We start from the raw sequence: 3,976 nt of genomic DNA, 5'->3' as shown, positions 1-3,976 counted from the left end.
GGGCACCGAACCAGACTGATCGGCCGATTGCCGACCCAGGGAAGCATGATCTCCGCGACGGCCGCGTAGTGGTCGGCGAGCTGGCCCTTTGTGATATTGGACTCCGGATAGATCACGCGGTCACGGTTGCTGATGGCGATGGTGTGCGCCCGCGACGTGGTCAGATTGGCCGTCCGACGTTCCGTCTCCAGAACGACCGCCTCCGGCTTCTTGTCTTCGCGTAGACCGAGGTAGCTCGGATGTCTCAGCGTTCCTTCCTTGGTCATCTCGGTGAAGGCAATCTCCGCGACCAGCTTGGGGTAAAGCCAATGTGCTCCGCGAACTTCGGCTCGCGGCGCCTCGACGGTCGCGGCCTTCTGCTCGAGCGGTGCCATGATCTTCATGAGACGGAAGAGTTCAGCTGTATCGAAGCCGGTGCCGACTTTCCCGGCATAACGCAGCTTGCCGCCGTCATGCACCCCCAGAATCAATGACCGGAAGGCGCGGACCTTGTCGGACGGCGTCCAGCCGACAATTACGAATTCCTGCCGCTTGATGCACTTGATCTTGAGCCAGCTTCCGCTGCGGGCTGCCACATAGTGCGAATCGGCGAGCTTCGAAACAACTCCCTCGAGACCGGCTGCGCAAAAGCGTTCGAGCAGCTCTTCTCCGCGACCGAGGATATGATCGGAATAGCGAAGGTTCGCGTTCTTCGCGGGCAAAATTGCCTGGAGCTTCTCCTTGCGTTCAAGGAGCGGGCGCCTCGTGAGATCTTCGCCATCGAGCTCAAGGAGATCGAAGGCATAAAAATCGATAGTGGCTGGCGCACCCTTTAATGCGTTCTGAAGTGCCTGGAAGTTTGATCTTCCGTTCGCATCGACAACGACGGCCTCGCCGTCGATCAGAGCGGAGCGGACCTTGAGCTTGCGGGCTTCCGAAAGAATGGAAGGAAAACGCTGCGACCAGTCCAGACCAGAGCGCGTGTAGGCACGCGCTTCGCCACCGCCGATGGCAACAAGAATGCGATAGCCATCGTATTTCATTTCGTGGATCCAGCGGTCGCCGGCAGGGACGGTATCTACGAGCGTTGCGAGCTGGACGGGCCGAAAAGAGGGAAGCGCTAATTTGGTTTGGTCACGCATATGCGACTTCGCTTGAGGAGCGCTCGACCCAGGGATTGCCTTACGCGACGTTGGCTTCACCACTCTCACGCGCCCCAAACCCAAGACGAAGTGGCTTAATCGCGTCCAACGCGCGATTGCTTCTTTGGTTTCGTTCCGGGGGGTTGAGCTTGTCTCCATTATTGCTGAGTCCGTGTGCCTGCCTGCAAGCCCGCAGCGGTATCGTTCTCCTAGACGGCAAGTATGCGGACCGCCCATCACGCTTCGGAAGCAGCTCCGCGATCGCCTGCATCAGCTCGTGCAGAACACCAGAGTGGCGCCTCCCGCCGATGCCCCCCGGGCCATCATCGACCCGACGGTCGAATGGGTGAAACCGGGCAGCATAACAGCCTGGGTCCGCCATCTTAGGAACAGCCAAAGCTACGGCAGGGTGCCTTGCAGAGCATCAGCGAAGAAGGAACCTAAAGCCGCCTTCCGGCTTCTCTCGCCATGACCACGCGCGGGATCAATTTCTTAGACCGGTGGATGGCGGATCACCTGCCGAATGCGATCACGGACGATTCAATGGCCATCGTTTACCTCGTCGAAGAGGCCCTGAAAGCTGCTGAGCGAGAAGGCATTAGCCCCGACGAGATCAGCGAGGAGGTTGGCACAGTCTTCGAAGTGATCCTCGATGCGATGCAGAACCGAGAAGGCGGCTTGGCGGCCTGAGGCTCCTGTGGAGCTATGCGTTGCATTAGGAAATGTTAATGTCGGCCGCTGCAAAGGCGGCGCATAAATGCCGACCTGCCCTGGCTCGCAACACGGGGTAAGAGGCCCGGCCTGCCCCGCTCTAGTCGCTCCCCGACTTCCCCGCTCGCAGGCCGGGTCGGCTCAGCTTCAACTGATGGGTAAACTGCAATCGGAGCGGCTCGCCAGGTCATTTGAACGCGTACCTGTTAACAACCCCGTCTGCCTCATGCGTGACCCGGATCCAGCGCTGTTCGTCACCGGGTACGTTCGTGACCTCCCTGCCCGTGGCCGTTTCGGCTGCCACCCATGGAGTATTTGCACTGACGGTACGACTACTCACAACGATGTCCCCATCCATCTCTTCCACGCGATAAACCTTCATGTGCAACCTCTGCTCTATTCATCCCGTATCTGAACAGAGATCCAGGAAGCTTAGTTCCTGGACGAAGCGGCGACCCGAAGAGCGCGGGTCAAAAGACGATGCCCGTCACCCCAGGCAACGGGATGGCGGGCATCGATCTAGCGGCTGCCAACGAGGCAAGGTGACGCATTTCCTCGCCGGCTCCATCCAATGCAATGGCGAGGATTTAGTTTCAGCGTTGGGACCAAAGCGTCAGTTGCTCCGACTTCGGTCGCATCGGGAACCTTCCGCACGTCGGCAGGTTTGGTTCCGCGGCGCGATTCATCCCGAGGCGCGCCGATGGGTTGCGCGAGACCCCGGAGCCCCGCTCGTCCTCACGAGCGGGCGCTTGCATGTGATGCTGCCGAACAAGGAACCTAAGATCGCGGCCGGCTTTTCCACCGCATGAGCGCGCGCGCTTTGGAATTTCTGGACCGATGAATGGCAGACCATCTGCCAAACGTGAACACCGACGACCCAGGGGCCATTGCCGATCTTGTCGTTGAACTCCTTGCCTCTGCCGGGCGTCAGGGCATCGCGCCCAAAGAGATACATGAGGAGGTCGACAGCGTTTTCGCCTTGTGAGCGAGGCGATGCAGCACCGTGGGGGCGGCTTGGCGGGTTGCCATAGAATCAGCAAACTGCGTTGCGATCGGCCCTGGCTCAACATGTCATGATTTGGCCCCGTAAAAATAACGGCATGTCGGCGCCGCGGCACGATGTAGCCTAGACATGGAGTGCCCGGCCTGCCGAGGAGTCGAGGAGACCTTGGCGCACAGGCCGGGCTCTTACCCCGTGCTAACCACGGCGGGGCAGAGCTGCATTATGCGCCACCGTTCAGTGGTAGGCATCCGCCTTTTTAGTAGTAGCTAATGAACAGCCCGCCGCAGCTAATGGCGTAAGCGACGGGCTTTTTAGGTTGCCACTGAGACGGCTACATTCCTGAAGGAACCGACCGCTCATTTGGCTAATCGCTGAGGCCTGAATCCGTTCCACAACGGGACCGTTTTGTGAGATAATGGCAGATGCCTCGCCGAGGGCGGCGGTCATGTCATTGTCGCGTTGCGGTGGCGTCTACGGGCCCGCTGATCTGGACATGCTCCAGCGGGTGTTTAACCGGTTGTGCGACGAGCGACGACTGGCCAAGAAGGAATCGCGAACAGCGGGAATGTTTGGCTAGGGAAATCCTCCAAGCTTTTGATGATGGCATCACCGACGAAGCTGACCTGCTACGAGCGCTTTCTAAGCGACGGAGAGCGTAGCGCGCCTGCGGCCTCGGATCATTCGCGTGGGAAAAAGTCAACGTTGGCTATGGCTGAACGCTTGTCTAGCTGGCGGCTTTATCGGCTAAGCCTCAGGTCGGCCCCAATTGGAACGGCTACGCGCCTCAGAGAAGGTCCGACAAAAAGAGCCCTCACACCGGCAGGCTCTTTCAATCAATGTGGTCGCGGCGCAAGAGCTTCGTGCACTAATGCTTTCGAACACGGTCACCTCGGGCTCACGCTCGCACCGATCACTGCCCGGCTAGTCGGCGAGGTCCTTTCACGGAAAGCATCGCACGCCTTTGGCTGGTCCCGGTTCCTCTAATCGCGAACCAGGGAACCGCCCTGTTCGGCGACGTTCTTGAGGCTCCATGCAAAGGCTACCTGGTTTTGCGAGTGGCGGCCGCTGCCCGCGCCGGCGCCTCCTGGATGTTGGCGGCGCCGCCCATGTCACCATTCTTGGTGCGGCCGGCCCCCGGTCC

3 protein-coding genes are annotated in these 3,976 nt (G+C 60.0%); 2 read left to right on the top strand and 1 reads right to left on the bottom strand.

Annotated elements, in window-relative coordinates:
* Positions 1-1,022 (bottom strand): non-homologous end-joining DNA ligase (gene ligD / locus CK221_RS29295; RefSeq protein ID WP_245430787.1); only part of this gene is annotated, 1,022 nt, incomplete at its 3' end.
* 567 nt (positions 1,023-1,589) lie between these two features.
* Between ligD and CK221_RS29290 the strand changes: the two genes are divergently transcribed.
* Complete coding sequence (locus CK221_RS29290; protein ID WP_066998571.1) at positions 1,590-1,811, top strand: DUF768 domain-containing protein; 222 nt, start codon at positions 1,590-1,592, stop codon at positions 1,809-1,811.
* A gap of 862 nt (positions 1,812-2,673) precedes the next feature.
* The gene (locus tag CK221_RS29280) at positions 2,674-2,817 is read left to right on the top strand and encodes a DUF768 domain-containing protein (protein WP_095780252.1); all 144 of its coding nucleotides are present in this window, start codon (positions 2,674-2,676) and stop codon (positions 2,815-2,817) included.
* Positions 2,818-3,976 lie beyond the last annotated feature (1,159 nt).

It is taken from the genome of Mesorhizobium sp. WSM3868 (assembly GCF_002294785.1).
Classification (GTDB): domain Bacteria; phylum Pseudomonadota; class Alphaproteobacteria; order Rhizobiales; family Rhizobiaceae; genus Mesorhizobium.
The sequence above is the reverse complement of the archived record's forward strand: the minus strand, read 5'-3'. Positions and strand labels throughout refer to the sequence as shown.